The organism is Sphingobacterium psychroaquaticum (assembly GCF_004421025.1).
Lineage (GTDB): Bacteria > Bacteroidota > Bacteroidia > Sphingobacteriales > Sphingobacteriaceae > Sphingobacterium > Sphingobacterium psychroaquaticum.
Map to the genome: position 1 here is coordinate 1,923,587 of NZ_CP038029.1, position 23,780 is coordinate 1,947,366.

Genomic DNA, 23,780 nt, shown 5'->3' on the forward strand with positions numbered 1-23,780 from the left:
GCGTGCGGAGAGCTGGGATTGAGGCTACATGAGTTCTATGATATGCCTTGGTGCGAATATATTATAAAGTCATACGCATACTATAGGATAGATGACAATGACTGGAAGAAATCGAAATACATAGCTTGGCATATCCTTACCTCATCGATGGCTATCGACTCAAAAAAGTTAGTTAGCCTTCAAAAATTTGTTACAGGAGAAAGCAAGAAGATAAGTAAAGCTACCAATGAGGCTAAAAAAGTCTTTATGGAGCAGTTCTTACAGTATCAAAAAAATACAGAAAAATGAGTTTTGTAGCATCCATACAGGCAGATATAAACAACTTTACCTCCAACCTTGATAAGGCGCAGGCTAGAATGGATGCGTTTTCTCAAGATATTGGGAGTAAAGTGGCGAAAGTCGGTCAGACCTTTCAAGCTATTGGAGGCGCGATATCTATTGGGGTAACGGCGCCATTGACGGCTTTAGGAGTGGCGGCCTATAATATGGCAGCTGATTTTGAGGATGCGCTCGGAGCTGTTGATCAGATATTTAAAGATGCGTCTGGAGCTACAAAAGATTGGGCGAATAGCTTACCTACATATTTCGGTATAGCAAAGAAGGAAGCACTGGAGTACTCCAATATGATGGGGTCAATGCTTGTCAATATCGGTGGGCTTACAGAAAAGGAGGCGAGCAAGCAAAGTGCCATGCTTATCGAATTAGCTGGTGACCTTACAGCAATGTATGGGGGCACAACTCAAGATGCTGTCCGTGCGCTTACCGGTGCTCTGAAAGGTAACAATACCATGTTGGACAACTATGGTATGGCGGCGAACGATGCTTTGGTTAAAGCTAAGGCCTTGTCTTTAGGATTGGTCGAGCAAGGGAAAGAGATGTCGCTATCTGCAAAACAGGCGGCTACGCTTGCCCTCATATACGAACAATCAGGATCCGCACAAGGTCAGGCAGCACGTGAAGCAGAAGGAGCCAGCGGGTCAATGCGTGCTCTTAGAACAGAGATTACAAACCTTACCACAGAGATAGGCAACAATCTATTGCCGATTATAACACCAATTGTTACGCGCTTAAAGGAAATGGTTGCCGGATTTCGGGAAATGTCTCCTGAAACGCAGCGCATGATCGTGATGATAGGCGGTGCTGTAGCCGCTCTCGGTCCATTCATGGTTGCACTCGGAGGTATCTTGAAATTGGTGCCACTAGTTGGAGCGGCATTCTCGGTAATGACCGGACCCATAGGTATTGCCGTCGCGGCAATCGGAGCAGCGGCTTACGTAATTATAAAGAATTGGGATTCCGTAAAGGAATACTTTTCCAATGGTGCTGGTGCGAAATTATGGAATTCAATATCCAATGGTGCTAAAGCTCTTTGGGGGGCATTGAAATCTATTTTTAACAGCATACAGCAGTTTATAACCAATGTGTGGGATAAGATAGGCGCTGACGTTACAGCATCCGTCAAAGCTGCATGGGATATAGTTGTAGATGTTGTGTCGTTTGCAATAAACCTGGTAAGTAATGTCCTTAATGTGTTTACGGCCTTTATCAAAGGAGATTTCAATGCTATTGTGAGCAGTATAGGTACGCTATTTAGCGATACATTCTACGGTGCACTGAACATCGTAAATGATGTATTTAAAAAGATGGGTACTTCTGTCGCTAGTTGGCTTAAGCTTATTGGCGCCGATGGACTAGGTAAGGCCACACAAGACTTTGTCAACAGTATAGGACGATTTGAGACAGCTACCGATAAAGCAAATACTAAGCAAGAGGCATTTAATAAAAGTAATGTTGCTTATGCTGAGATCGCAAGGCAAGCTACATTCGACCTAGATGCCTTTAACAAGAGTAATGCAGAGTACGCCGCTCTACAAGATACTTCAAATGAAGCAACGAAAAGTATAATACCAACTACCGAAGCAGCAAAAAAGGCCACAAAGGACTATAGATCTGAATTAGATAATTTACTCGCGTCATGGGGAATTTACGAAGCACAATCGAAGGTTCTTTCGGCTTCATTTAAAGAAATCGATACAAATGCTAAACTAGCGGGGGCGTCGGTTGCCGAGTTTCAAACCATAGCATCTAAGCAGTGGGTTGATAAAGCTATACTAGAACTGGATAGGCTGAAAGATAGTTATAAATCGATAAGTCTTACCGGAGATTCATTACCAGGATTAAGCACTGGGTTTAATATTCCTGTTTCCCTTACCGTAGATGAAAAGAAGTCAACAAAATCTATTTCTAACCTAGGTGCAAAATCAAAAAAGGCCTTAGCAAAAGTTAACGCAGATATACAGCAAGTGCTACAGAGTGGTCTTAGTAACGGTATAGCAGATATGGCTTCCGCTATTGGAACAACTCTAATTGAAGGAGGTGGTTTTATCGATGCTGTTGGTAAATCCCTTTTAAGTAGCCTTGGTTCGGTCCTTACCTCACTTGGAAAAATGGCTATTGAGGCAGGTCTAGGGATATTGGCGGTTCAAGAATCACTAAAAACACTTAATCCTTACGTTGCATTGGCCGCCGGAGCTGCTCTTGTGGCTATCGGCTCGATGTTCAGCGCCGGAGCGAAAAACCTTGGTGGTAGTATGGGTAAAGCATCGGGGGGCGGTTATAATGCTTCAGGAATCACATCAACCTACAATCCTATTTCGAGCAGAAAGGAAATGGCAATAGATATTTCGGGCACTTTGACAGCTGAAGGTAAGAGCCTAAAGCTAGTGCTTGATCGAGAAAATACAACAGTAAAACGAACTTCTTAATGGCATACGGATTAAAATATTACTTGGATTACTGCGATCGGGATAATATCCAGTACAGATTGGAGATACTCGATAAGGACTATACTGGCGCCGCGTTTGCCGTTTCATCTGCTGGTAATCCATTCACCAAAATAACCAGGAATGAAGACGGGAATAAACTCACGGAGGTGCAGACAACATCTGCATCGTTTAATCTATACGAAGATGCGAACCTAAATATTGATTCGATGCTCAATAGTAGCGAAACAAGGTTCCTTGTAAAGCACTATATAGGTGGTGTTCTAGATTGCCAATTATTTATTGTCCCCGATCTGTATACATCGGATATAGATGGAAACTCTGTAGTTGAATTTACTGCTACAGATAGAACACCGTCATTAAAAGAGGCTGGTTTCGTATACCAAGAGGGTTCAGCTTCTTTTATCAGCATAATTTCGCAGGTCCTATCAAGCACCGGACTGTCTCTGAATATCAATGTCGTTGCAAACTTTACGTGTGACGAATGGGTAGCGCCTGTTGGGCGGTCCGCTAACCTGTTACAAGATACGTATGTATGGAAAGATAGGTTATTTGATGCTTCGGGAAGATCTGTATCGATGTACGACACCCTTAAGTCTATAATGGCCCAGTTCTTTTGCCGCGTATACATGAATGGCAATGAATGGTGGATAGTAAACAAGGAAGAAAACCAAGTCGGTGCAGGCCGTAAGGTGAAATTTAATTCTGCTGGTACTTTGATCGGTGAGGAAGCTTACAGTTTCCCTGTTAGAAATGTGGCAAACGTAGATACGGGAGGGTATAAGGAAATAAGTCCTGTTCTTGCTGTTTCTACAATTTATGCAGAGAATGGAACTCCCGTCAATCTTCTGAAAAATAAAAGGTTTCAAGGCTTTGCTGGTGGAGCTTTTCCAAACTGGAACAATAGGAACGGATATGTTGTCGGAAGTACAACGGTAGATCCTAAAAAATACAATACAGCAACAGGAGTAAATGTTGAGACGGAGACATTGACGGTTTCTGTCCCTTCATTGCTTCAAAATACAAGTGGTGTCGATTCATTAAATGTTAATCAACCACATATGGAGAGTGATCCAGTAACTGTTCCAGGCACTGATAATAAAGCGCGCCTAACGATAACGTTAAGAGGAGCCGATGATAGCGTTGTATACGCTATGGTTATTGCAAAAGTTACAGGAACTAGCGGTGTTAGTTATTTTTATTCTTTATCCGGTGAAGGGTCATTTTCTAGATATGACATAACTTCAGTAACGACTAATGCTTTTTTAGCTTTCCATCTCAAACAGGAAATGCGTGAAGGTGCAGTGTGGGGAGGTGATGCTATAGAGATGACCTTTAATGTCGAAGGATTGATTCCTAATGCGGATAGTCGCGGAGTGACAACTGAAGTATTTGTACGTATTTATGGTGTAAACAGACCTAATGGACGTCCATACCAAACAAACCTCAAGAACATATCGCTTGAATTTGCCACACAGAATGCAGGGCAGATAAAGGGTATAATATTTCAATCCTCCATAGCAGGAACCTACTCGTATAAGGTAGACGCTCAAACGGCAATCTTCAACGATTTTGTTCCAATATCTCGAGGGGCAGCAGGAGGTATTCGAATGGCAAATACCAGCTCCCTTAATTCCATAATGCATGCTTCAAATGGAGTGTTAACGGCAAACTGGAACTTTAGATCAGAGGCAAAGGATTATCAGATAGTGCAAACTATTAAGCAGATCAGTAGGTCAAACGGAAAGTCGCATTATAAGCTTTCAATCAATACGGAATCTCCGGTAGCTATAGCTTTGCATTCCCTTATTTCGGTTTGCGGTCAAAACTACATGGTCCTATCCTATGAAGTCAATTATCTGCGTAAAGAGGTAGAATTAGTTATCGCGGAATGTCTTATAGCACCTGTTCAATCTTCAATTATCATATTCGGTTATCTAGCAGGGGAAAACGACGGTATCAAAGGGGTGAATGGTGTTTCGGTCATTACTCCTGGAGGTTCAGCTTCAGCCACACCGCAAGACCTACAGTCAGTTACAGAGCAGGGCAACAAGACTACCCTTTCAATGGAGACAAGAGGTACCCACAACACCCACTTACTCGGTATCCCCACAACTCCACCTCCTGCAGGAGAGATGAAGAGCGACATGGCTTACATATCGTATAGCCAAACAGCAGCTGGGGGAGTAGATCCGGAGCCGGGAATGGACTTCTATATCAAGCAGGCGCAAGATGCTGATTTATCCAATATACAGAATGGTCAGCTTGTCTACTGGGATTCTACTGTAGGGAAGTTCAGAGGAAGAAACGAGCAGAGCCTTGCCGCTTATGCAACAATGTCCTGGGTATTAACACAGGGTTTTGCTACACAGAACTGGGTGAACAGCCAGGGCTTTTTAAAGTCCGAAAGCGATATTTTTGCTACACAGAACTGGGTGAACAGCCAGGGCTTTTTAAAGTCCGAAAGCGATACGTTGCAGAGTGTGACGGATAGGGGGAATCAGGCAAACAGAGATATTTTTGTGTCAGCAGGCAATGGGGAGGGTTTTAAGTTGGAAAATTCTTCTATAACTAGAGAGAATTCATTAGATATTGCTATTACGACTAGAAAACTTGGAGTTAATACGAAAATCCCATCAACAGAACTAGATGTTAACGGGATTATTACTGCTACGGGTGGTAATTCCACAAATTGGAACACGGCATACGTGCACACAGGTACGCAAGGCAACCCCCACAACACACAGTTCTCGCAACTCCTAGCTAAACCTACAACATTGGGAGGATATGGGATAACGGATGCAGTGGATTTGTTTAGCGCGCAGATTATTAGCGGAAGGAAGACCTTTACGGGAGGAAGTAGTAACGCATGGAATCAAACTGCTTTAGAAATTCAGGGTAATGGAACAACATCTAAGTATCCTGGTATTGCATTTCATCAGCCGGGAATCGAGGCTAGAGTGCTAAACATGCGTCATGATGCACGTATGTACCTAGATGATTGGCGTATCTACGATACTAGGGATTTTACATTCGATATTAACGCCACGCCTTATACTATGGTTCAGAGAGATGGTAGTGGTTACATACATGCTCAATACATAAGTCTCCAACTGACGAAAGCTGGCTTTAATCCCGCGCTAATCAATGGACTATTGGGTTTTAATAATGTAAACGGAGATGAATATGCTTATCAGTTTTCACAATCTGCTGTCAACCAATTTCTAGGCATGCCTGCTGGTGGGGATACCCTGCAGAGTGTGACAAACCGAGGTAGCTTTACGACAAGTTTTGTGAAGTTTGGCGGCTTGTCAAACATAGTTAACGGGGATGGAATTGAATTTTTCTTTGACACATCAAGCAATACGGGTGTAATACAAGCATATGGAAGGGGGACAAGTAATGCTTATCAACAGTTAGTTATTGGCGCATCTGTACTAACCTTAAGTGCGCCTCTTATCAGCGCTTCAGGCAAAATAACCTGCCCCGTAATCGAGCCGACAGCATTTATACTTCCAACGGCTTCACCGAGCAACCCCGAAGCAGGTAAATGGTATCTAACTATTGAAACAAATTAACATGGCAGCACCAGGGTATCTATACACACATAAACTACCTGCCTATAACTTAAATGAGGCAGTGAAACGAGTTCTGCTTACCTCCTCTAGCGAAACAGTAGAAACTTTGAAATCTAGGTTCTACCTGGATGGGTTCATACGTGCTCGGAAAGATGGAGAATTGAAATGGGCAGGATTCTGCATTGTCGGATCTGCTAACTACTACATGCACAATACAGCGAGACATGGTTACATGCGAGCTAAGCATAACGGACAGGACATCGTTGTGTTTTGGGATGCTGGCCTTAATACGTTAGGTATAACAAGTGATGTTCTTGAAAATACATCTTTGGAATTTGACAATATCGATGTGTCGTACTTGTATAAATCAGCTTATTATGTAGATACCGACAGCTGTGGGGTTAGTTATAGAGTGTCAGAGGATAATGGCGTTACGTGGTCAGGATGGGTTGATATTAGTAATGGTTTTTTGCAGGAAAACAATTCAGCTACATATCACAATGTTGTCAAACTTGCTAATAATGTTACACCGACTGGAGTTCAAAAGATGGTGCAATTTAGAGCATTTAATACCAATGCTGAGGGAACCTATTACTCAGACACACATTCTGTAATTGTGGAAGATAAAAAGGTAATGTTGGCATTCGACAACGATCGTGCGATGAACTCCTGTGTATTGGCCAATAATCCGGTAAACCTCGAAGGATTCTTCACAGATTCTGCTTTAATGGAGGGACGATACCTTTATGCATCACCCTTTAGAATGCCTGCAGCTGATGGGTACTATTCGGATAAAATTGATTGGTGGCTAGTTTCTGGTGGGCAGGGGTTAATTACTGCATCTTGGAAATGTAGCTCTACGCCAACAGAACCAAACTATTTTATATATGTGTCCTACGTTCCAGGAACTGATGGGGCGGCAATGGACCTTATGGCGGCAAACCTAAGGGCAGGTGGGGATAATCTCAATATAACGATGTGGGAATCTATCTACGAGCCAGCATGGTTTGAAAATTATCAAGAATATCCTCACCCAACATTTACGAACCCTAAGGCATCAGGTTGTTACGGTAAACTAAACAGAGTAAATACTGGTGGAGGTATACCTATAGAACCAAATCAAGGGGAGGTTATTACGATAGGAACAGATGGGATGCAATTACAACGATATACTTTTTGGTTATAAAAAAAATGAAAAAGAACATAATAGCAACGCACAGCCCTAACGAGGTTACGGGATTGCAACAACAAAAGAAGTTAACAGGATTTACAGTAAACCCTGAAACGGGATACGCTGCACTTTCGTACAAAATTGAGCAGCTCGATTTAAAGGGCAACCCTCTACCGGTTCAAGGGGAAAACGGTAATATCACATTCGATAGTAACATTCTCAACACAGCCGATGGTCAAACTGGTGGAGAACTTCCAGCGGATGTACTGGCTGTAGTACGTCAGGTGTACGACCTTGTCGAGCCGTTATTCAAGACTTACGGAGACATTAAAGAGGAGGAAAACAATGAAGAATAAGGAACTACAAGCGGTAAAAGCGGCTTTGTACGCAATGCAATTCAGCACTTACGGTGAGATTAAAGCAGTTGCCGATGCTGATTCGAAGATAGACGCAGCAACACAGGCCGCGCAGGTAAAGTACAACGGAGTATTCGCTGCAAACAAGATCAAGACAGCTAACGGGCGTTATGACATCTCGCCCGAGCACAAGTTATTCGCGAAGGTAGAGATGGAGTTGCAGGCAAAGGGCAACGAGGAAAGCGGAATCGATATCGCTTTCCTTACTCCCGAGCAGTTCGAACGGGCAATCGCTACACGGGAGCCGATACCGACGGAGTTATTAACAATAGCGGTTAAGTATTTGGTAAAGTCATGAAAACAGGAAAAAAAGGATTATCACTGATCAAGAAGTTTGAGGGCTTCTTTCCAAAGCCGTACAAGGATCCTATCGGAATTCCAACGATAGGCTACGGTGTAATAAAGTACCCGGATGGAAAAAAGGTAACGATGCAAGATGCGGCTTTGACGGAAAAGCAAGCCAGTGATATGCTCGCACAGTTGCTAACACAAACCTATGAAAAGGATGTGCTCCGGCTGGTGAAGAAGCCGCTGACACAAAACCAATTCGATGCACTTGTAAGCTTTACATACAATTTAGGAGGTGCAAACCTGGGTAAATCCACTCTTTTGAAGAAGGTTAACTCAAACCCTAACGATCCATCCATCGCGACTGAGTTCGTTAAGTGGAACTTGGCAGGGGGAAAGGTATTTGCTGGGCTTACACGAAGAAGAAAGGAAGAAGCTAAACTATATTTTATGAAGTAGTATGAATGAATTTCTACAAGAACATGTTTTACCCAACTTATGGGGCGGTGGGGTTGCTGTAATATCCGCATTGTGGTTCTGGTACCGGAGCAAGCCAAAGGAGAAGATAGAAAACGACGGTGGGATAGTCGATAATGCTAAAAAGGTGCTGGAGATGTCCGAGGATATTGCGGAAAGATTGGAAAAGCAATTACTTGCGGCTGACGAAGTAATACTTCAGTACAAGGAGAAGCTCCGTATTGCACTTGAAAACGAAAACACCTGTCAAAAGGCACTAAAGGCGATGCGACAAGAATACGAAAACTTCAAGAATCTATTCGAGGAGCAACGGATCGAGCTGGAAGCATTGAAGGACGAATGTAGATTGTTAAGGATAACATTAGAGAAAAATGGCAAGAGTGATATTATACCTAATGATTTGCGGGCTAATTAGCTCCTGCGGATTATTCAAACGCACCGAAAAGACCAGCTTTTCCAGTAAGGCTGGTTATAGTATGGAGCTAAAGGAGGAGGTGAAGGGCGAAGTACATTCTACATTGTCCACTTTGGAAACACGGGAAGTCGATCGGCTGTCGTATAGTGATGGAGAGCATGATATTACAGCCGATGAGGTGCACGTTGATGCTGCAGGGAATGTTTCCGCAAAAGGAGGTGTGAGCTATAAGGGTAAGATAAAAACAGGGCAAAAAGGGAAAGAAAAGGAGACCGTTGCCAGTACTTCCACAGTTGATAGCAACGTTACATCGACAGTATCAGAAAAGGGGAGTAGTACAGCCGTTGTAAAAACCACTGAAAAGAAAGCGGAGCCATCCGGCCAAGGAATTATATTTGGTGCAATAGCAGTATTGATCGTAGTCTTAGGCGTAATGTATTATTTGGGAATTAAACGTAAAAAATAGGAGGTAAATATGTATGAAATTGTAACAAATGAGGGGAGTATAAATGTTCTTTCGAATGGGAAAGTAGCACGTACAATCCCTAAAGGACAGCAAACGGCCACCGAACAGGCAGAAGTCGTGCAGCTTGCAGCGCTGGGTACTGCTATCAGCTTTAATCTACCAGTCAGTACGACAGTAGACGGTGTTGCTTCTGCGACATTAGGTGAGCTTGCTAGTAAGCTAAGTTCTTTTAAACGCGGTGGGGGTGGCGGCGGAGGGGCCACAGTTGACTTCGTAAATCAAAGGGCACCGTTATTAGGTAACGGTATGTTTCTGGTAGGTTCTGCTGAAGGTAACGTCGGGAGAAGGCCACGTCCAAGTGACAATGGTCTGACGGCAGTAAGTAACGTATCCGTTAAAGCATCGGGTTCCGATACTTATGAAATGGTTGCATTTACAGCAGCTGCAACAAATTTCTCGCTAGCTTACCGGGGTAGTAGTGGCACATTCGCGGTTAGCGATGCTAATGCAGTAGGAAATCCGGTTACATTGGGGCAGTACCAAGGCATAACCAATAACGCATTAACCTCGACAGAGACTAACGCAACTCTTAACGCGATGTATCCATCCATTGCCATAAATTCAGAGGTAAGGAGTATTACAAACAAAATTAAGTATATAAAAAAATCAGCTACACAATGGGAACCAATACCAATGAACGTAATGCCTTAATAGAGGTAGAAACAATTACCCCCGTAATAGATACGGACGGATACCCTAAGACACACCTGTACTACGACTCAAGGGATGGAAACAAGTTCTATAGAGGCATGGAGCCAGTCGAAGTTGGAACAGAACAAATAGAAGGTGAGGATGGAGACTTTGTCACCGTGCCTGTGCATGAAGACAGGCCGATCCTTGTTGCCGTCATTAAGGAAAGCAACATTGTGAGAGTAGTTGGGGTGTAGGAATAGTAAAAGCCACTAATGATAGTGGCTTTTTGCTTATTTCTTAGACACCTCTATTCTGGTCCCGTGTCTCCGTCACCACCTCCCGCAAAGCGTGAATAGTTTACGATATGAGCTACAGGAAGACTTTGACCACAAGGCCCTGTAATGGTTAGATAAGCAGTAAAGTATCCTGTATCTGGATCATTGATTGATTTTTGTGGTAATTGAATTGTCAATGATTGTGCAGTTAATGATGAAACAGTACTTCCTGTAGGTAAACCATTGACTTCCCATGAATAAGTATAGTTAGGATCGTAACTTCCATTTAAAGTAACAGAAGAGTTATAGATCATTGATGAAGGGCCGTTTATTGAAGTAGAGTTTTTGCATGGTTCAAAAGTTTGTTCGGAAAACAAACCACATCCAGGTATTGAAGCCATTACCTTACCGTTTGGTATACCTTGGTCTACCACCTTTACTTGTACTGAATTACCGACATTACTTCCTGATATAATCAAATTTCCAGTAGTTGTCCATTCAAATGGATGGTCTACAATAAAACCATTATAAACGACTTTAAAGGTCGAGCCATTAGGGTCGTTAAAGTCTCCACTTTTAGAAAAGGAGAAGCTTTGAGCCAATTCTGTTATTTCAAGATAGGAGATTCCCATATCCACATGATAGCTTCCTGCCACAGGGAGAACATTAAACCATAGGTAGTCATAGCATTCATCAGCAAGTAACGTAATTGTTCTTGAAGAGGAGTTCACTGTAAACCCAGCATTAGATTTCGTATTCCTGTTTTGTCCGGCTACATCAGGTACATTACTATAAGGAATATTTAATGATGATTGATTTACAAAATTAGAGCATGTTGTTGGAAAATTACTGTCATTTGCTAAACCTACCTGCAATTTTGGAAATGTTTGTATGGCAGGTAGACCATCGTCCATATTGTACGAATTCACTTTACTGTGCCAAAATTTTATTATATAAGTTTTTCCCTTCTTAAATTTGTACCTTAACGCAAGGCCGCTTCCATGTAGAGAGTCTTTCGCGTTGTTGTATATTGCATTGTTTTCACGGAAATTGATGATTTCAGGATATGAGGGGCAATTCGTGGCATTGGTAGGAGTTATACTTGTTGTAGCAAGCTTTTGAAGGCCGGTATATTGTGATTTATCCCATGAATATTTTGCGATATTCATTTTTTCCTTTTCCATTTGTATAGCGTCGTTAAGAGATATTAATTTATCTTTAGACAAGGTTTCATTGGGTTTCGAACTGTCAATGTCTTTTCTACACGAGCTAAGACCTAGTCCTAACAACATGAATAGTAGTAGTATATTTCTCATAATAAATATTGGAAGGTAAGGACTGGAAAGCATGTATTATTACGGGTTTCCGTAAATTAAAAAAGCCCCAAATCAGGGGCTTTTACTTTAAAATCTACTCTTGTAATCTTCCTCACAAGCTACAGCAATTGTTTCCGATAGATTCTGCTGCATTGATCCGTAAGCAAGATAGAATGGTTCGCGCTTAATCTTCCGGAAGAAATACATTGTCGGTTGATTGTTGGAGTATACGATGTACTCAACTTCATCACCGAATTTATGCTTTATCTCAAACTCAACTGAACGATGTTTGCCATTGTACATAAACTCTAAAGTATAGTAGATAGCTCCTTCTCGTTTTGGGATTACCATAACATATTCCTTTACTATTTTGTTACAGCTTCATGGAATCTAACTAAGCGAATATAAGCTGGGCACTTCTCAATATCCTTTGTCCAGGCTGCGGCCATTTGGAATGATGTGTTCAAAAACAATTCCACATTGGTAACCAACTGATCTGGTCCTATTCTCACTTCACTTGGAAATTCCTTGCCTAGCAATTCTTTCTTTAACTCTTCGATTGACATTCGACAAATGTATCATTTAAAATGTTAAATTTCTTATTTTACTAAAATTATTAGTAATATTTGCATCATGGAAACACCAGCTTGGTTAAATAAAGAAAGAGAGATGCCGTATGGGGTGGATGTTCTCGTAAGAACGGCTAAGCAAAATAAATGCTTGATATTTTGCGTAAGTAATCGATGCTTTTATACGCCGCAGGAAATGCTGGATAGTTGGGAAAGTATATTCCCCAGACGAACGGAAATAAACGTTTTTGAGCGGTTCAAACTGAAAACTCCTAGCCAAGCCCTGGATATATGTAGTAAGTGGCAACACAAGGTGCAGGATATTATGGACTCCACAATTGAAAAGATTCGGGAAGTTGAAAACGCTAAATAGGATCTTGGATATCTGGTCTGTTTGTATCTTCACCTCGTGCTCCGGTTACGCGGTATACTTTGTGGCTGCCTAGCTCGCCATTGTAGGGCTTAATAAGTCTTTGTATTTCTGCTTTTCCCTCTGCGAATAACCATGCATCACGTTCGGCTGAGGGAATGATCAGTGGCATCCGTTTCTTTTCATTGTGTATTTCCTCTAATAGAGCATTGGCCGGTGTCGTAATAATGGAAAAGGTAGGGTAGGTATCACCAGTGTCTTGATCGGTAAAGTTCGTATAGACAATTCCTAATGTGAATATTTCCTTTTGCGGGGCGTAGATATAGTAATTGTCCGTTTCCTTTTGGCCTTTCACCTTATGAGGCTCGTAGAAGCCATTAACATAAAGTAACCCCCGTGTTTTCCCAATCGCATGTTTATAGGATGCTTTTTCGAAAATGCTTTCTCCTTCAGCGTTCAACGTATTAGCGTATTTAGCTGCGTCAGTTTCAGTTTTAACCCAGAAAGGTATCAACTTCCATCTTGCCGAAACAATTGCATCACTGTTGTTGTTAATTGTAACCGGAAGGAAGGGGCGAGCAAATCCCGATACGTGGTAGATCTGGTCGCTATTATAACCGATTTGCATCGTAGGAAACTGTTTTTTAAGTTCTCCCTTTCCTGGGTTTGCGGTGTGGTAGCACATAATTTTTGAGTTGGTTTTAACGAATAACAGTAAAACATGCAATTTGTTCGGTTATCGCATAAAGTTTTGGAGCAGCTTAAGGAAAAAGGGTATAATATCCTTACCTCCAACAATCCAGTATCTCACGAGAATCCGGTGTGGTATCCAGAAAGTGTGCCGGATGTATGGGATTATCTAATAGGATTGGATGTGCGGAAAATATCCGTAATAAAGGAACCTAATATACTTGTGATCCAGGACGCATTGGATAATATTAGGGATGAGGATTTGAGGGGAGTTGTTTTGGTGTAATTTATACAAATAAGGATAAGGCGGATCGTAAAGGGTATATTTGTTCATGAACCAATATATTTGACCATGAGTAAAATTAATTGCGATAGTAATGCTGTAGGTGCGATCAAAATATTACCTTGTACATCATGTCTATTTGCACTTATTGTTTTTTTGATTATTTTTAAATAATGATTAACGTCGTTTTATCTGTGATAACTTTACTGTGTAATGTTATTGTAGCGGCATATTATCTTTCTAAGCTTTTGGCAAAGAAGAAATAAGTCGATATCGTTAGACATGTGTCTAATGAAAAACAAAACGAAAAACAAAACAGAAGGCGACGTTTAAACATGTCGCCTTTGTAATTCAAACCAAAACCTAACCTCAACATCTCTTTCCTCCAGTAAGCTATAACGCTTCGCGAATTTGTACTGTGTACTATCTCTATTTAAAGATGGAATAAATCCCGCTATGACCTGTCGGAAAGATTCTAACGACAGGCTATTCTTTATAATGTTGCAGGAAGGACAAGAAGGGTTGAGGTTTTCCAATCGGTTGTTTTCCGGACGTTCACAGCCCCCTTTTACCCAGTCTCGTACAATTGGCTCTATGTGGTCGGCATGCCAACGTTCGGGCAATTCTACACCACAATATGCGCATCGACCCTCATACTTGTTGTAAAGGTCGATGCGCTGTTGTTTTGTTAGTTTCATAATATTTTGTTGTTTTGTGATAAATTAACCACCATTATATGAAGGATTTCTATAAAGAGAATAGACCACTATTTTATACTTTGATCGTTATTTTATTGCTGTTTTGCATATCATTTATTGTTTTTTACGGTAAAAGTGACTTGTTTAAGTTCCCGTTTGACTCGGGAGTTTGGGGAAATGCAGCTGATTGGTGTATGACTGTTGTAACTGGCTTTACCGCGTTTTACTTGGTTAAGACATTTAGAGAACAGCGAAAAACAACGGAAATAGAGCAATCTCGATTTATAGCTGAAATTAAACCATTTGTAGAATTAAAAATTGAAAATAATAATTTGGTTATCATGGTACGTAATAATACTGCCTATAATGTGGTCCTAATAAACAAAAGTACTAGGGATGTGGTAATTCGTAGTTTATTGGAAGATCAACATTTTAAATATTTACCCATGGGAACAAGTTTACTAATTGAAACCTTCTTTAAGATACCTTCAAGTCCATTAACTGAATTTGTAATTACTATTTTTTATTCAGACAAATTTGGGAATAATTATAAGCAGGATTTCATGTCATTTAACGGAAAAAACATAATTTCGATGGATGCTGAATCTATGGAGGAGAATCCTTACGATCCGGATAGAGAACAGAGCTATTTAACAAGTTTTTGACACATTCTCTTTCTTCGATTCCCTATACATCGAGAGGTTTTAGGTTGTTAAACAGCGATTTGATTGAACCTTTGTTTAATAAGGTTCATGTTACTGTTTACCAGGTTAACAATGTCTCTATTATACTCAGTTGCTAGGTTATTAAGACCTCTGCTCTGAACCACTTGAAAACTAGTAAGTGACACTTCAACAGTCTCGACTGGCTTCCCATTAATTTTTGCTGATAGGATAAGAGAATCGGCTTTTTTGTAATATTCGTTAACAAAGACACAATGGCCATGTGCGTCACCTTCCTGTAGAAACTCTTTCACGTCTTCAAGTACTTTGATCGTAATGTTTTTTCGAGAAAACTTTAGTCCGAAGAAGACACTCTTGTGTTCCATGTATTGTAGAGTTTCTTCGCCGATACGGTCAATCTTTTTGCGCAATTCATTGGTCTTGCGTTCAGCTTCTTCTCTTGCTCTCTGGCGGGACATTGCATCGATTTCTTTACGTCTTTTGGAAACAAGGATATCATGCTCCTTTTTAAGATTCTTAGGGCAAACGTATTTAGGACTACGCAAATCCTTTTTGTACCTATCGAGCAATTCAAGATAGTCATACCACATACTTGCATCAGTAACCTTATATCTGTTTCTTATCGCTATCTTAATTGAGTTCCAAAAACGATGTGCTCCATTTGTGTTTCGGGTCATTTCTGACCAAAACAATTCGGGTTGTTTCGATTTTAATAGTGTTTCTGCTCGATTATTATTGGGTAACGATGTAAAGAAGGTATATGACGATACCCAGTGTAGAGATCCTTTAAATCCTAGTTTTACATATTTTGGTTGAACTTTGTATTTAGGATAGACTTTATCTGTTACGTTCCTATAATCATATGCAATTTTCTGACTGCGAATTTCTAATTCACCAGTAAATGTATCGTTGTTAAAAAAGGAATTCCGTTGCCTTGCAATTATATGTGGAGCCTCATGTTCTGAAAACCAATGCTGATAGATTTCAAATGCGGAAAACTTGGCAGGACCATCAGCTCTTTTATGGGATTGAACGCGTATAGTTCTGGCAACCTGATAATCGCCCACCACATCAAGGATAACCATGTGCTTTGTTTGACTGAGTGTTTTCCTTCTTGTAATTTGGATATCTAACACTTGTCCGCAATGTGGACATTTAGATTTTTTAACTTTTGTGGAATCTTGCCAAAATTCTCCACAGTCTAGACATGTGATTCCCTTTTTTGTACGTGCTCCAATATGATGTAAGACTTTTGAAAACGCATACTCCTTTTGTTCTTTAGATATCGGGGGTAATTCGTTACTCAATCCCACTATCTTAAATTGTACTTTGGTTCTTGGTTTCATGGCTAAAACATAGTTAATTGATTCGGGGAAATAATCACATCCGATTTGGGTGTTGCTTTACCGACACGTTTAGTTTTTTGAGGAACAGCAACTCTTTTACCTTTAAAATCAGTGTGATTAACAACAATACTAGCTGATATGGGCTTGCCTACATCGATAGTTTTCTCGTCGTAGTAGTGCATTGCCATACCGAATATTTCGTTGTCAGCAAATCCGTTACATCCACTTTTATGAACTGTATTTAAAATGTATGTAATGCAATCCTCAATTTTCTTGCTGGGATTATCTAGTTTTTTAGCAAAAGCCAGGTCTTGAGCAGCCATGCTGGTAAGATGGTTTTGTATTACTAATTGAAATTGTTCTGTTCCTTTCATTTCCAATCAATTTGCGCCCTCAACAACCTAATGCTGGAGATGAGGGCAAGGGTTAGTATTATCATTGTTTACTGTGTTATTCTTGTTTATCACCAAATTCCGTGTTAATCTTCGACTGCATGGTTACCGGCACACCTTCCTTACCGAGGTACCCGCGGTAATCTGCGTACCACTTGGCTACTGTCTTTCGACTACATCCAATAAAGCGAGCAACATCTACAAAGGATACTCCCGAGGTTACAGATTCAATTGCCTGGACACGGATGTGGATAGGGTAGGTGTAGTTGGGCATGGCTAATTATCTAAAGATGTACCTGTCGTTATCCGATTCTATCGTTGTTTCAAATGGAAACGAAGATTGAGGTACTTGTTTAATTTGTTCGATTAATGTTTTAGAACCTGAGAAGCACACATACATTTGTCCATTTAGCTCGATTTGTAGATGCAAACAATCATTTTTGAAATGCTTTGAATCTTCTAACTTGTGTGAATGAACCGTGATGATTCTATTTAGGATCTTTGAAATTTTAATTTTGTCGCCAACAAATCCCTTGGATTCTATGACGATATTGAAATCACTGAACTTTCTCAATGTTGATGTACTTTTTGGTTAGGTGTTTACAGTTGGCATGTTTAAGCCATCCATGATAACTTGCTATCGATGCAGCTGGGGCTTTTTGTCTTACGGCCTTAATAAACCGTTTCTTGATCGTTTTACGTAGTAAGCGATGGCTGTTAAAATGAACATAGCCAAGAAAGTCAATGCCTCTAGATGACACTGGGAAAACTTGATAATTTTTCTTTACTTCCAGCTTTAGATTGACCTTTAAATATTCCGATATAAGCCTTAGGTACCGATGCAAAGTGTCTTTTTCTCCTGCCAGTATTACGATATCATCAGCATATCTGAAGTAGTATTTAACCTTTAAAATTTCTTTGACCCAATGGTCAAAATATGTCAGATAAAAATTAGCAAAATATTGACTTAGATAGTTTCCTATTGGAAGGCCAGGAGCACTGTCTATAATTTCATCAAGCAGCCAAAGCAGATCATTGTCCTTGAACTTTTTTCTTAATAATTGTTTTAGTATGTCATGGTCGACGCTAGGATAAAATTTTCTAATATCCAATTTCAAGCAATACCGTGTTTCCTCTTCGTTTTTGAGTGACTTGGATAAGTTACGAGAAGCCTTATGCAGCCCCATTCCTTTAATGCAGTTGTAACTATCGGTAGTGAAAGTTGAGACGAAAATAGGTTCTAATACATTCATGATGGCGTGGTGTACTATACGATCGGGGTAATAAGGCAAACGGTATACCTCACGCTCTTTCGGTTCGAAAACTTTGAAGATTGAATATTTGGATGTAACGAACGTCTTATTGATCAAATCATTTTGAAGCTTAAAAATGTTCATGTCCTGTTGCAGCATATGGTTAGCAATGCTGTATTGATTCTTTTTCCCTTTGCTAGCTAATGCGTCGGCTAGGTATATGTTTTGAATATCAATTATCCTTTCGTAAAGGTTTCTGTGTCTTTTCATTTTTAGCCTCTGTTTTTTCGGTCGCTTTCGGTTTATGCCTACCAACGCCCTTTTTAACATGTGTTTTTTTGCTATGCGAGCAAGGTGCCATCCATAGATATTTTTACAGATATGGGAACTGACATTCGAATTCGTATTGTCGTAGTTGTAGTCGTTGTACGAAAAACTGGACGACGAACCAACTCAGCGTCAATGGATGGACACCTTTTGTTTTTAGTCGATAACCATTAGATCACGGTATAGCTCTATGTGGTTTTTTCCTACGTATTTTGCTACCTCACTAGATGGATATACGAGGCGGGAACCGACAAACGAAGGCGTAACGTCGTAGAGGCAGTCGTCGTACGAAAAACCGGACGACGAACCAACCTTATCCGCTGACATATCAAACCAAGGGTAGTATTTTCGCTGATCCCAGTTGTACCAGTCTATTGTAATACCATCCCAAGAAGCTTGGCTAATAATGGATATTTTGTAAAACGCGACTACTGCTTTTTGTGATGCTTCTGGTAACATGGAGACATCTGGTAGTTTGGTTGGGTCAATACCTAAGTGTTGTGCTGCACTTTCGAATGATTCTATATTTTTCATTTGTGTTTGATTTGAAAGGTTAGTTTATGTATTTGTTGTAGATGTCTAAAAATTGATTACCTGCATATTTTGCGATATCACTAGTGCGATATGTGAGGCGGGAACCGACAGCCGAAAGCGTAAAGCCGAAGCTGTAGTCGCAGTACGAAAAACCGGACGACGAACCAACCGAATTGAAATACGGGTAATATTTGGTTACACCTGTGTCAGTGTAATCCATGTGGTTTCCACCGTTTAGAGCTTTGCTGATAACTTTAAGTTGCTCATAAGCATAAGTGTCCGGCGATAGGTTCTTATTAGTTTCGGAAAATTTTAAATGGTCTATTCCTACCACGATACAGGCATCTTCAAAAGTCTTGATATCGGTGTAGGATGCAAAAGTTTTTGTTGGATTTACCAGTGGAGTTTCAGGGTCTTTTACAGCCAATTTATCAGCGTTTATATACCGATCGTATGTTTCTAAAAACTGTTTTCCCAAGTATTTTGCTTTGTCTGAATTTTCAACACAGAGGCGGGAACCGACAAGCGAAAACGCAGAGTCGTCGTTGTAGCCGCGGTACGAAAAACCGGACGACGAAGATTTCGAATTAAACCATGGGTAATACCATCTTTCACCAAGTTCATTGCCTTGACGTATTGCCAACACAATTACTTCAAGTTCTTTGTAGGCTTTTTGTGCGTCGTCATCGAATTGTGTTCTATTGTTGAAGCTATCGAGAGATTCACCGATATAGTCTAGTGCGTCCTGTAAGCATTTGATGTCCGTGTAGCTGATTGATTGCTTTTTTGCTTCTGCAATTTGTGCTGGTGTAAGGTCTATCTGTACGTCCTTACCATTGTAGTTTATTGTTGTTTTCATTATAGTGGGTTTTTAAGATTTAGTTAATCGTGAAATTGAAAGCCCAATTCTTTTAGCTTCGTCGGGATGGGTTTCTATGTGTTGGTGATGTGGCCAGCAAAGGGCAGAAAAAAAGCGCTTATCCGTTAAGTAAGCGCCTATTCGACCTTTTTTGTGATGTAGTGTTACCTCGCTACTTTTGCATCCCGGGTATTGACATATAGGATTTTCCAATAGGTATTTGTCCCTTAGTGTTCTGTATCGCTTAAGATTGTCAAGTGACTTCTTGGAAAATTTTGCTATCTGTTTTTTTGGCTGGGGTAGGGGTGTTTTCTTTCTTTGCTTTTGGTAACAATAACCGCACATCTTTTTTGAGTAGATAAGCCTTGTGTTACCGCATTCGATACACTCGGCTGTTTTTCGCTTAATCATCTTCCATTGATAAATCTTCAGAGGCCTTTTTTCTCATTCTAATAATGGTCAATCTTGACGGTCTAGACACGTTATGAAGTTCATAAATACCCACTGCGTAAGGGTAGTTTGCCATCCATATATCAGTATCACCAAGATACGCCCCGAATTTATTATGGTTTGTAAACTTATGTTTATCCATTAGTTTGTTTATCCTCATATCGTGTATAGGGCAATAGGGTTCATTCATGAACCAAAATGATGGCCTGAATATAAATTGTAGGTTTTTTAAGAGTGTCAACATACTGTTTCAATTAAAAATTTAAAATACTCCTGACCTTTTTTGGTCAATTTTGTGAACACATGACCTTCAATAATATCCCTGTCATTAAACCCATATTTCTTTTGTAGGACGTCCTGAGCAGGTTTTACAGGGTTGTCCCAGTCTGCCAATTTTGACGATAATCCAAACTCATAGGTTACGCGATAAGGTGGGGGAGGGATAGTTATTTTTGGTAGTAAAAAAAGCAAGTCTCTTTCATACTTTTTGTACTTGGGTGTCTTGAACCGTTTACCCTGCCATGCTTCATTAACCGATAATGGTTTGATATCTACGTACACCATTTGCTAGAGGTTATTTCGTGTAGTATGGTGTGTAGATCAGAGGGGCCTAACGGCTCTACCATGTTGGGGTAAAATATCATATTGCTAATGCTTAGTGTAAAATCCCCGATTTCGGTAACAACACCGATCACCATGTTGCCCTCCTGATTTATTGACTTTACCCATGTTCCAATTTGTATGGGATTAGCACTTGCTTCATTCTTTGGGATTTCCTGATCATTGTACAATAGGATTTCAAAGAATGTGTTAAGGTCCACCTCGATGCTGTGATTTGGTGTCGGATCCTGGACTACCTTTGCCTCTTCGTCAAATACTAAATAGCTGTTATCATGGCAAAGAAAATCGTAGTGTATCTCTCTGTCAAAGGGAATGCTGTTCTTGCGAAGACGAGTAATTACTTCCTTCAGCATTTCATGCCCGTAGATGCAGACATGTACTTTTGTGATGTCTTTTTCTTTCATTTTTATTGGTCTGTTAGTAAGTCTTTTATTTCTGTCCCAAATTCTAATAGCTCTTTAAACCAGTTTATTAGTGCGATTTGTAGTGCTTCTTTGTAAACTAGTTTTATGCCGTCGGTGCCGGATTTTAACTCTGTTGCCTCGACTATCATTGTTCCGATTTTCTGCCTCTCCATAGGGCGTTGCAGTAGGTCATTCCTAAGCTTCTCAACAGCTTTTGTCTTACCGAGGTTTAAGTACTCTTTTTGCCTTTCGTCAGAAACCCTAAGTACTCCAAGTTTTTTAGCTGCAATCTTGTAGATATAGTTGCCATGATCCTCGAAAAAACCTTTTGATTTGAACCATTCAAAAGACTGTATCAACAGGTCTTTGTCACGCTCCAAAATCTCCGATTCCGTCGGTTCGTAAACTTTCGTAGTGCTGACTATTGATTGCTTTGCTAAATTTGCCCTGTTTGAGCTAGCGTAATGAAGTTTTACAAAGTTTGTGAATGTAGATACGTTTAAGCCAAAATACTCGCCGTAATCGCCTAATATTCCTTTTTGTACTGCAATGGGTATTTCTTCAATTCGAACAAATGGACACGCGAATAGGACAGAGTCTGCAAGGTTGTCCACGATATAGTCCATATCAACCGGATCTATCCTCTGTCCTTTGTCGCTGAAAGCCTTGTGAACAGCTGTAAGCAAAATCTTGTCAAGCTCAAGTTTTGGTACGTTGCATATCTTTTCCGACTGCAGTGCCTGTGATAGCATAGACACACTGGTATGCACCGACTGGTATTTAGTTAGCTTGTTTTCCATACTTTTTCAAAATTGATTGTTGCATTGCGGTCCTGGCGTCTATCTTTCCGTTTTGCTTTGTATCCGGTGGTTTGGTAATGGGGGAGCGTCCCTGCCTGATTTCCGACGCTATCCAAGACGCACAATATCTCTTAAACTCCTGTTCGGTTTCTTCGATTTTTCCTGAAGCTCCAAGATGCAGCGCGAATGCGTCGAACCATTCCAAGGTTTGGTCTCTCGAAAGATTGTTTTTCATTCCAATCTGATCGAGCCAAGTCGAATGGCCTGCGCAATTTTTTTTTAAAGAATCAATTGGCTGTTTATCGAAGGTTGGATAAAAATTTTGTGTGCGAGAATCCCCTATATTGTTTATCACACTATCTGTATCTTTTACTGTATCTGTTACTATACCTGTTACTGTATCTTTAACTATTACTGTATCTGTTACAGTTGAATTTGTTGAAGCTTGTTGAGACGTGTTGCCGTTTGTTGAAATGTGGTTAACAAAATCAACACTTGTTGACATTTGTTGAGCTTGATTTGCGCGCAATTCTGCCGATTTTTTGCCTGCCTCTGCTCTCTTTATTTTTATGGTTTCATACTTCTTTAAGTCTCTCTTTAGCTGCTTTTTAATAGGCTCAAACGCCATTGTTAATAGACGTTCATCTTTGCTAAATTCTGGGTCTTTGTCGTTGACGTAAGAAAATATATGCTTGATAAGCTTTCCGGCTTCTTCATCTGAAAGCAAATCAAATTGAGACTCCCAATCGGCGTAGACAACGAATGCTTTCTTCTCTTGTGCCATAGTTACCTCCTGTTATTGTAAATTTTGCAAGGGCTGTATGCAAGGACTTTAATTGTCATAAGACTGGTATCAATAAAAGATAAAATGCATTGATGCCCTTGGTTTGAAACCGCATTGAAATACTTCCTTGCTTCTTTTTCCGTAGATAGCCGGCACACTTCTAAACTGTGGGTTGGAGCGACTATTCGGTAAGGACGTTCTTTGTCTAGACTTGATCTATACAAAGTCTGTTTGTCTGCCCTTTTTTGAGCAGGCGTTCTGAATTGATTTCTATTTTCCATTTGATGCTAGGTTTTGTTGTTCTACTCCATCGTTAAATTTTCTTAGGTGTTCTGTATTGGTGAATGCAAGATTTTTCATTAACCTGTACACTTCGTATGCGTGCTCTCCTTGCATTAAATCTTCGTAGTTTGGGTCTATACCAATGAAAGGTTTTACGTGGCTTCTGAGACGTTTAAAAGCCCCTTCGACTGTTTGTATTGTAGCGCCCACTTTAGTGGATATTTCGGGACTTTTTAAGTCCTTTAGGCCGATGGTGAAGCATGTTCTTATCAGCTCTATAGACACATCTGCTAAGGATAGGTGTAACTTAACATTTTCCCTTAGGGCTTCTCTTGCTTCTTGGAGGTGCTTTTGTCGTGCAACCTCAGCTGCAGCTACGACTGGATTTATCATTTTCTTTATTCGCATTTTAATGGGGTAATTAAAAAAGTAGATACTTTTTGATTAGGATCTGGAATGTAAACATTAAGGAACTCTACCGCCCACCTCTGTATATCTTCCTTGAATAAAAAAAATTGAGTGTTGTTAAGGTTGTTTACCGACCTTGGTTGTATTAT

The 23,780-nt window shown here is 40.4% G+C and carries 29 protein-coding genes; 13 read left to right on the forward strand and 16 right to left on the reverse strand.

Going from position 1 to position 23,780, the window contains the following annotated elements:
* The first annotated feature begins 284 nt into the window (after positions 1-284).
* The 10 genes from E2P86_RS07920 (at position 285) to E2P86_RS18150 (ending at position 10,541) form a co-directional block, all read left to right on the forward strand.
* Positions 285-2,765 carry a phage tail tape measure protein gene (locus E2P86_RS07920; protein ID WP_134432191.1) on the forward strand — a complete coding sequence of 827 codons (2,481 nt, stop codon included), beginning with the start codon at positions 285-287 and terminating at the stop codon, positions 2,763-2,765.
* Positions 2,765-6,361, forward strand: coding sequence for a hypothetical protein (locus E2P86_RS07925; protein WP_134432193.1), 3,597 nt, complete (start codon positions 2,765-2,767; stop codon positions 6,359-6,361). The genes E2P86_RS07920 and E2P86_RS07925 overlap by 1 nt, the downstream gene beginning before the upstream one ends.
* A 1-nt stretch (position 6,362) precedes the next feature.
* Positions 6,363-7,547, forward strand: a complete 1,185-nt coding sequence (locus E2P86_RS07930) for a hypothetical protein (RefSeq protein ID WP_134432195.1) — start codon at positions 6,363-6,365, stop codon at positions 7,545-7,547.
* A gap of 5 nt (positions 7,548-7,552) precedes the next feature.
* On the forward strand, positions 7,553-7,888 hold the full coding sequence (locus tag E2P86_RS07935) for a hypothetical protein (RefSeq protein WP_134432197.1): 336 nt from the start codon (positions 7,553-7,555) through the stop codon (positions 7,886-7,888).
* A complete protein-coding gene (locus tag E2P86_RS07940) occupies positions 7,878-8,246 on the forward strand; it encodes a hypothetical protein (RefSeq protein WP_134432199.1) in 369 nt (122 codons plus the stop codon). The genes E2P86_RS07935 and E2P86_RS07940 overlap by 11 nt, the downstream gene beginning before the upstream one ends.
* Positions 8,243-8,695 carry a lysozyme gene (locus E2P86_RS07945; RefSeq protein WP_134432201.1) on the forward strand — a complete coding sequence of 151 codons (453 nt, stop codon included), beginning with the start codon at positions 8,243-8,245 and terminating at the stop codon, positions 8,693-8,695. Before E2P86_RS07940 ends, E2P86_RS07945 begins: the two co-directional genes overlap by 4 nt.
* 1 nt (position 8,696) lies before the next feature.
* A complete protein-coding gene (locus E2P86_RS07950) occupies positions 8,697-9,128 on the forward strand; it encodes a hypothetical protein (RefSeq protein ID WP_134432203.1) in 432 nt (143 codons plus the stop codon).
* Positions 9,085-9,594 (forward strand): hypothetical protein, encoded by a 510-nt coding sequence (locus E2P86_RS07955; RefSeq protein WP_134432205.1) that lies wholly within the window; start codon positions 9,085-9,087, stop codon positions 9,592-9,594. Before E2P86_RS07950 ends, E2P86_RS07955 begins: the two co-directional genes overlap by 44 nt.
* A 9-nt stretch (positions 9,595-9,603) precedes the next feature.
* Positions 9,604-10,305, forward strand: coding sequence for a hypothetical protein (locus E2P86_RS07960; protein ID WP_134432207.1), 702 nt, complete (start codon positions 9,604-9,606; stop codon positions 10,303-10,305).
* 98 nt (positions 10,306-10,403) lie between these two features.
* A complete protein-coding gene (locus E2P86_RS18150; RefSeq protein WP_166785168.1) occupies positions 10,404-10,541 on the forward strand; it encodes a hypothetical protein in 138 nt (45 codons plus the stop codon).
* Positions 10,542-10,594: 53 nt separating this feature from the next.
* On the opposite strand, the gene E2P86_RS07970 is transcribed toward E2P86_RS18150, so the two are convergent.
* The 3 genes from E2P86_RS07970 to E2P86_RS18155 form a co-directional block, all read right to left on the reverse strand.
* Positions 10,595-11,746: a hypothetical protein gene (locus E2P86_RS07970; RefSeq protein WP_134432211.1), complete on the reverse strand. Its 1,152-nt coding sequence runs from the start codon at positions 11,744-11,746 to the stop codon at positions 10,595-10,597.
* Positions 11,747-11,965: 219 nt separating this feature from the next.
* On the reverse strand, positions 11,966-12,229 hold the full coding sequence (locus E2P86_RS07975; protein ID WP_134432213.1) for a hypothetical protein: 264 nt from the start codon (positions 12,227-12,229) through the stop codon (positions 11,966-11,968).
* A gap of 14 nt (positions 12,230-12,243) precedes the next feature.
* On the reverse strand, positions 12,244-12,444 hold the full coding sequence (locus E2P86_RS18155) for a DUF6965 family protein (RefSeq protein ID WP_166785169.1): 201 nt from the start codon (positions 12,442-12,444) through the stop codon (positions 12,244-12,246).
* A gap of 67 nt (positions 12,445-12,511) precedes the next feature.
* Here E2P86_RS18155 and E2P86_RS07980 point away from each other — a divergent pair, with 67 nt between their 5' ends.
* Complete coding sequence (locus E2P86_RS07980; protein ID WP_134432215.1) at positions 12,512-12,820, forward strand: hypothetical protein; 309 nt, start codon at positions 12,512-12,514, stop codon at positions 12,818-12,820.
* Here the strand turns inward: E2P86_RS07980 and E2P86_RS07985 are convergent.
* A complete protein-coding gene (locus tag E2P86_RS07985; protein WP_134432217.1) occupies positions 12,813-13,502 on the reverse strand; it encodes an SOS response-associated peptidase in 690 nt (229 codons plus the stop codon). The two genes, E2P86_RS07980 and E2P86_RS07985, sit on opposite strands and share 8 nt — an antisense overlap.
* Before the next feature lie 36 nt (positions 13,503-13,538).
* Here E2P86_RS07985 and E2P86_RS07990 point away from each other — a divergent pair, with 36 nt between their 5' ends.
* Entirely contained in the window at positions 13,539-13,793 is a 255-nt protein-coding gene (locus E2P86_RS07990; protein ID WP_134432219.1) for a hypothetical protein, read from the forward strand.
* Positions 13,794-14,119: 326 nt separating this feature from the next.
* Here E2P86_RS07990 and E2P86_RS07995 read toward each other — a convergent pair whose 3' ends face one another.
* Positions 14,120-14,488: an HNH endonuclease gene (locus tag E2P86_RS07995; protein ID WP_134432221.1), complete on the reverse strand. Its 369-nt coding sequence runs from the start codon at positions 14,486-14,488 to the stop codon at positions 14,120-14,122.
* A gap of 38 nt (positions 14,489-14,526) precedes the next feature.
* Here E2P86_RS07995 and E2P86_RS08000 point away from each other — a divergent pair, with 38 nt between their 5' ends.
* Positions 14,527-15,153, forward strand: a complete 627-nt coding sequence (locus E2P86_RS08000; RefSeq protein ID WP_134432223.1) for a hypothetical protein — start codon at positions 14,527-14,529, stop codon at positions 15,151-15,153.
* Between the two features lie 47 nt (positions 15,154-15,200).
* On the opposite strand, the gene E2P86_RS08005 is transcribed toward E2P86_RS08000, so the two are convergent.
* From E2P86_RS08005 to E2P86_RS08060, 11 genes are all read right to left on the reverse strand, one after another.
* A complete protein-coding gene (locus E2P86_RS08005; protein WP_134432225.1) occupies positions 15,201-16,517 on the reverse strand; it encodes a PcfJ domain-containing protein in 1,317 nt (438 codons plus the stop codon).
* Between the two features lie 2 nt (positions 16,518-16,519).
* Positions 16,520-16,891 carry a PcfK-like family protein gene (locus E2P86_RS08010; protein WP_134432227.1) on the reverse strand — a complete coding sequence of 124 codons (372 nt, stop codon included), beginning with the start codon at positions 16,889-16,891 and terminating at the stop codon, positions 16,520-16,522.
* 76 nt (positions 16,892-16,967) lie between these two features.
* Positions 16,968-17,183 (reverse strand): helix-turn-helix domain-containing protein, encoded by a 216-nt coding sequence (locus E2P86_RS08015; RefSeq protein WP_134432229.1) that lies wholly within the window; start codon positions 17,181-17,183, stop codon positions 16,968-16,970.
* 283 nt (positions 17,184-17,466) lie between these two features.
* Positions 17,467-18,432 (reverse strand): RNA-directed DNA polymerase, encoded by a 966-nt coding sequence (locus E2P86_RS08025; protein ID WP_134432233.1) that lies wholly within the window; start codon positions 18,430-18,432, stop codon positions 17,467-17,469.
* A 213-nt stretch (positions 18,433-18,645) separates the two neighbouring features.
* Positions 18,646-19,023, reverse strand: coding sequence for a hypothetical protein (locus tag E2P86_RS08030; RefSeq protein WP_134432235.1), 378 nt, complete (start codon positions 19,021-19,023; stop codon positions 18,646-18,648).
* Positions 19,024-19,042: 19 nt separating this feature from the next.
* A complete protein-coding gene (locus E2P86_RS08035) occupies positions 19,043-19,882 on the reverse strand; it encodes a hypothetical protein (protein WP_134432237.1) in 840 nt (279 codons plus the stop codon).
* Positions 19,883-20,569: 687 nt separating this feature from the next.
* Entirely contained in the window at positions 20,570-20,896 is a 327-nt protein-coding gene (locus E2P86_RS08040) for a RusA family crossover junction endodeoxyribonuclease (protein ID WP_134432239.1), read from the reverse strand.
* Positions 20,884-21,357, reverse strand: coding sequence for a hypothetical protein (locus tag E2P86_RS08045; protein WP_134432241.1), 474 nt, complete (start codon positions 21,355-21,357; stop codon positions 20,884-20,886). The genes E2P86_RS08040 and E2P86_RS08045 overlap by 13 nt, the downstream gene beginning before the upstream one ends.
* A gap of 2 nt (positions 21,358-21,359) precedes the next feature.
* On the reverse strand, positions 21,360-22,157 hold the full coding sequence (locus E2P86_RS08050; RefSeq protein ID WP_134432243.1) for a hypothetical protein: 798 nt from the start codon (positions 22,155-22,157) through the stop codon (positions 21,360-21,362).
* Entirely contained in the window at positions 22,138-22,941 is an 804-nt protein-coding gene (locus E2P86_RS08055; protein WP_134432245.1) for a DUF6291 domain-containing protein, read from the reverse strand. The genes E2P86_RS08050 and E2P86_RS08055 overlap by 20 nt, the downstream gene beginning before the upstream one ends.
* Before the next feature lie 270 nt (positions 22,942-23,211).
* The gene (locus E2P86_RS08060; RefSeq protein WP_134432247.1) at positions 23,212-23,631 is read right to left on the reverse strand and encodes a hypothetical protein; all 420 of its coding nucleotides are present in this window, start codon (positions 23,629-23,631) and stop codon (positions 23,212-23,214) included.
* Between the last annotated feature and the right edge of the window lie 149 nt (positions 23,632-23,780).